Source organism: Janibacter hoylei PVAS-1 (assembly GCF_000297495.1).
In the GTDB taxonomy this organism is placed as follows: Bacteria; Actinomycetota; Actinomycetes; order Actinomycetales; family Dermatophilaceae; genus Janibacter; species Janibacter hoylei.
Genome location: NZ_ALWX01000066.1, coordinates 1 through 4,161, shown reverse-complemented (window position 1 = coordinate 4,161; position 4,161 = coordinate 1). Strand labels below are relative to the sequence as shown.

General features: G+C 72.1%; 4 protein-coding genes and 1 pseudogene. 4 read left to right on the top strand and 1 reads right to left on the bottom strand.

Annotation, left to right across the window (positions count from 1 at the left end; translation table 11 throughout):
- The first annotated feature begins 286 nt into the window (after window positions 1-286).
- From purF to B277_RS13095, 3 genes are read left to right on the top strand one after another with little or no spacing between them, the layout of a single operon-like run.
- Window positions 287-1,774, top strand: coding sequence for an amidophosphoribosyltransferase (purF, locus tag B277_RS13105; protein ID WP_007929004.1), 1,488 nt, complete (start codon window positions 287-289; stop codon window positions 1,772-1,774).
- Window positions 1,771-2,901: a phosphoribosylformylglycinamidine cyclo-ligase gene (gene purM, locus B277_RS13100; RefSeq protein ID WP_007929003.1), complete on the top strand. Its 1,131-nt coding sequence runs from the start codon at window positions 1,771-1,773 to the stop codon at window positions 2,899-2,901. Before purF ends, purM begins: the two co-directional genes overlap by 4 nt.
- Before the next feature lie 23 nt (window positions 2,902-2,924).
- Window positions 2,925-3,512 carry a response regulator transcription factor gene (locus B277_RS13095; RefSeq protein ID WP_007929002.1) on the top strand — a complete coding sequence of 196 codons (588 nt, stop codon included), beginning with the start codon at window positions 2,925-2,927 and terminating at the stop codon, window positions 3,510-3,512.
- Window positions 3,513-3,518: 6 nt separating this feature from the next.
- Here the strand turns inward: B277_RS13095 and B277_RS13090 are convergent, their stop codons facing one another.
- Window positions 3,519-3,716: a DUF3073 domain-containing protein gene (locus tag B277_RS13090; protein ID WP_007929001.1), complete on the bottom strand. Its 198-nt coding sequence runs from the start codon at window positions 3,714-3,716 to the stop codon at window positions 3,519-3,521.
- Window positions 3,717-3,920: 204 nt separating this feature from the next.
- Here B277_RS13090 and B277_RS13085 point away from each other — a divergent pair.
- Window positions 3,921-4,161: pseudogene (locus B277_RS13085) on the top strand (glycosyl transferase); the annotation flags it as partial.

Below are 4,161 nucleotides of genomic sequence, written 5' to 3'. Positions count from 1 at the left end.
TCCTGGGCTCTTCCTCGGCGCGCTCGTCGGGCCGCCGTCGCGGCCTCTTCACCTACCGCAGGTGACGTCTGACCCCTTCCGTCCGCATCTCCTAGGGAATACGGCTGGGGCGCGCATCTCCTTAGGAAAGTTACGGCTGGGGCGGCGCATCTCCCCAGGAAATGCGGCTGAGAGTGCGTCTTTCCCTCGGCAGATGCGCAGGAGCGAAGGGGGAGCAGCCGCGCCCCGGCCCTGTGGGAGACTGGTCCCCGTGCCACGCGGAGACGGAAACCTGTCCCATGACCTGATGCCGGGCGAGAAGGGACCCCAGGACGCCTGCGGTGTCTTCGGCGTCTGGGCGCCCGGCGAGGACGTCGCCAAGCTGACCTACTACGGCCTCTACGCCCTGCAGCACCGCGGGCAGGAGTCGGCGGGCATCGCGACCTCCAACGGCCAGCAGATCCTCGTCTACAAGGACATGGGGCTGGTCTCGCAGGTCTTCGACGAGCGCAGCCTGTCCACCCTGCGGGGTCACATGGCCGTCGGCCACTGCCGCTACTCCACGACCGGCGGGTCGACCTGGGAAAACGCGCAGCCGACCCTCGGCGGCCACGACACCGGCACCGTCGCGCTCGCCCACAACGGCAACCTCATCAACTCCGCCGAGCTGCTCGAGCTCGTCGAGGCGCGCGCCGAGACCCCTGAGGTCGACGGCACCTGGCGTGGCCTGTCGAAGGGAGAGCTCAGCCGCGGCAACACGACGGACACCGCCCTGGTCACCGCACTCCTGGCCGGCGAGCAGGACCGCTCCCTCGAGGAGGCGGCGATGGAGCTGCTGCCCCAGCTGCGCGGCGCCTTCTGCTTCGTCTTCATGAACGAGGACACCCTCTACGCCGCGCGTGACCCGCAGGGTCTGCGCCCGCTCGTCATCGGCCGGCTCGAGCGCGGCTGGGTCGTCGCCTCCGAGACCGCAGCCCTCGACATCGTCGGCGCCTCCTTCGTCCGCGAGGTCGAGCCCGGCGAGCTCGTCGCCATCGACGAGGACGGCCTGCGCACCCGCAGCTTCGCCGCTCCGACCCGCAAGGGCTGCGTCTTCGAGTACGTCTACCTCGCCCGCCCCGACACGACGATCAACGGCCGCACGGTCCACGAGGCCCGGGTCGAGATGGGCCGTGCCCTGGCCCGCGAGCACCCGGTCGAGGCCGACCTCGTCATCGCGACGCCCGAGTCGGGCACCCCGGCCGCCATCGGCTACGCCCAGGAGTCCGGCATCCCCTTCGGTCAGGGCCTGGTCAAGAACGCCTACGTCGGCCGCACCTTCATCCAGCCGAGCCAGACGATCCGCCAGCTCGGCATCCGGCTCAAGCTCAACCCCCTGGACCACGTCATCAAGGGGCAGCGCCTCGTCATCGTCGACGACTCGATCGTGCGCGGCAACACCCAGCGGGCCGTCGTGCGGATGCTCCGTGAGGCCGGCGCCGCCGAGGTGCACGTGCGCATCTCCTCGCCGCCGATCAAGTGGCCGTGCTTCTTCGGCATCGACTTCGCGACCCGGGCCGAGCTCATCGCGACCGGGCTCGGTGTCGACGAGATCTGCACCTCGCTGGGCGCCGACTCGCTCGGCTACATCAGCGAGGAGGGCATGATCGCCGCCACCGAGCAGCCCGTCGACGAGCTGTGCACCGCCTGCTTCTCCGGCACCTATCCCATGGAGCTGCCGAGCGAGGACCGCCTCGGCAAGTCCCTGCTCGAGCTCGAGTTCACCCCCACCGAAGAGGCGGTACGCCGACCGTGACGACCCCCGACACCACCCAGCAGACCCCGATCACCTACGCCGACGCGGGCGTCGACGTCGAGGCCGGCGACAAGGCCGTCGACCTGATGAAGGAGTCGGTCCGCCGGGCCACCCGCCCCGAGGTCCTCGGTGGCCTCGGGGGCTTCGCCGGCATGTTCGACGCGAGCGCACTGCAGGGCATGCGGCGGCCGGTGCTCGCGACCTCGACCGACGGCGTGGGGACCAAGGTCGCGATCGCCCAGGCGATGGACCGGCACGACACGATCGGCCAGGACCTCGTGGGCATGGTCGTCGACGACATCGTCGTCTGCGGTGCCGAGCCGCTCTTCATGACCGACTACATCGCCACCGGCAAGGTGGTCCCCGAGCGCATCGCGGCCATCGTCGGCGGCATCGCGAAGGGGTGCGAGCTCGCCGGTGTCGCCCTCGTCGGCGGCGAGACGGCTGAGCACCCCGGCCTGCTCGACCCGGACGAGTACGACGTGGCCGGTGCCGCCACCGGCGTCGTCGAGCACGACGAGGTCCTCGGGCCGGACCGCGTCGCCGCCGGTGACGTCGTCATCGCCCTCGCCTCCTCGGGCCTGCACTCCAACGGCTACTCGCTCGTGCGTAGCGTCGTCGCGGGCGCCGGGTGGGAGCTCGACCGGCAGGTCGACGAGCTCGGCCGCACCCTCGGCGAGGAGCTGCTCGAGCCGACCCGCATCTACACCCGCGCGCTGCTCGACCTCGTGCGGTCCGACGACGTCGACGTGCACGCGCTGAGCCACGTCACCGGCGGCGGGCTCGCGGCCAACCTCGCGCGCGTGCTGCCGCAGGGCACCATCGCCCGGGTCGACCGCGCCTCGTGGACGCCGCCGCCGATCTTCACCCTCGTCGGTGAGCTCGGCGCCGTCCCGCGCGCCGACCTCGAGCGCACGCTCAACATGGGCATCGGCTTCGTCGCGGCACTGCCGCAGGCGAGCGTCGACGCGGCGATCGCCCGCTCGCGGGCCGCCGGCATCGACGCCTGGGTCCTCGGTGAGGTCTCCGACGCCGCCACGACCGAGCCGGTGGCCGGTGCCGAGGTCGTCCAGGGGGCGAAGGGAGTGCACGGCGGCGCCGTGCAGGTCGTCGGGGAGCACGTCTGAGACCCGCCGCCATCCGGGTCCTCGTGGCCGATGCCGCGGAGACCCGGCGCCAGTCCCTCGTCGCGGTGCTCGCGGCGGAGCCCGACCTCGAGCTCGTCACGCCTGCGGCGACGGCCCGTGAGGTGCTCTCGACCCCGGCAGTCGACGTCGTCGTGCTGCTCGGCGGCCTCGACGTCGGACCAGGTGCGACGGACGTGCTGCCCGAGCTGCGCACACCGGACGGCCCGGCGTGGGTCGTGCTCACCGAGGTCGTCGAGTGCACCGAGGCGATCATCTCGGCCGGCGCCCACGGGTGCCTGGCCGAGTCGAGCACGCCCCTGGAGATCGGGGCGGCGATCCGGGCGGCATCCCGCGGGGACGTCGCCGAGCTCGGCCAGCCGGTGACCGGGCCGCTCGTGCAACGGGTGCGCCGAGAGGCGCCGCCGCTCACGGAGCGGGAGGTGGAGGTGCTGCGGCTCGTCGCCGACGGGCTGGGCAACCAGGAGATCGCCGAGCGGCTCTACCTGAGCCCGTCCAGCGTCAAGTCGCACCTGTCACACACGTACGGGCGGCTCGGTGTGCGGCGCAGGGAGGCTGCGGCCGCGGAGGCCCGGCGTCAGGGGTTGATCTGAGGCAGGTCAGCGCTGTGGCGGCGACCAGTCGTCGTAGTCGTCCTCGTCCCGGTCGGGCGCGTCGTCATGCGTCGCACGCCCCGTGGACTTGGCGGACTGACCGTGAAGTTCCGTCTCCAGCGCTCGCAGGTCGGTCTCCGGCGAGTAGTACTTCAACTCGCGGGCAACCTTGGTCTGCTTCGCCTTCGCTCGGCCGCGCCCCATGGCGTGACCCCCTCATTACGCTAGTGCGGGTCGGCGCTGATCGTCCCGCTCTCCCCGTGGGGAGGGCGGCACTACCAGAGCGGACCCGGATCTGTGTGGTTTCTCGTGAGGCCAACGGTACATGAGGCGCGGCCGGTTCGTCCCATCGGTCTCACCGGGCCGCGACGTAGGATCGGCGCCACGACACCGACGAAGGGAGAGGTCGTGACCGCTGGCCTGCCGCGGAGCCCCCTCCGGGCTCTCGTCGTGACGGTCGTGCACCATCCGCAGGACTCGCGGATCCGTCATCGGGAGATCGCCGCCCTGCTCGAGGCGGGGTGGCAGGTGACCTACCTGGCTCCCTTCGTCGCCCACGACCTGCCCGTGCCGGCACCCGCGGGCGGGCTGACCTGTCTCGACCTGCCGCGTGCGGCCGGGGCGTCGCCGCCTCGCCGCCGGCCGCGCC

Bases quoted from the DNA above. Each gene is read 5' to 3' on its own strand.
- B277_RS13090 (WP_007929001.1), bottom strand. From the start codon at position 3,716: ATGGGGCGCGGCCGAGCGAAGGCGAAGCAGACCAAGGTTGCCCGCGAG.
- purF (WP_007929004.1), top strand. From the start codon at position 287: ATGCCGGGCGAGAAGGGACCCCAGGACGCCTGCGGTGTCTTCGGCGTC.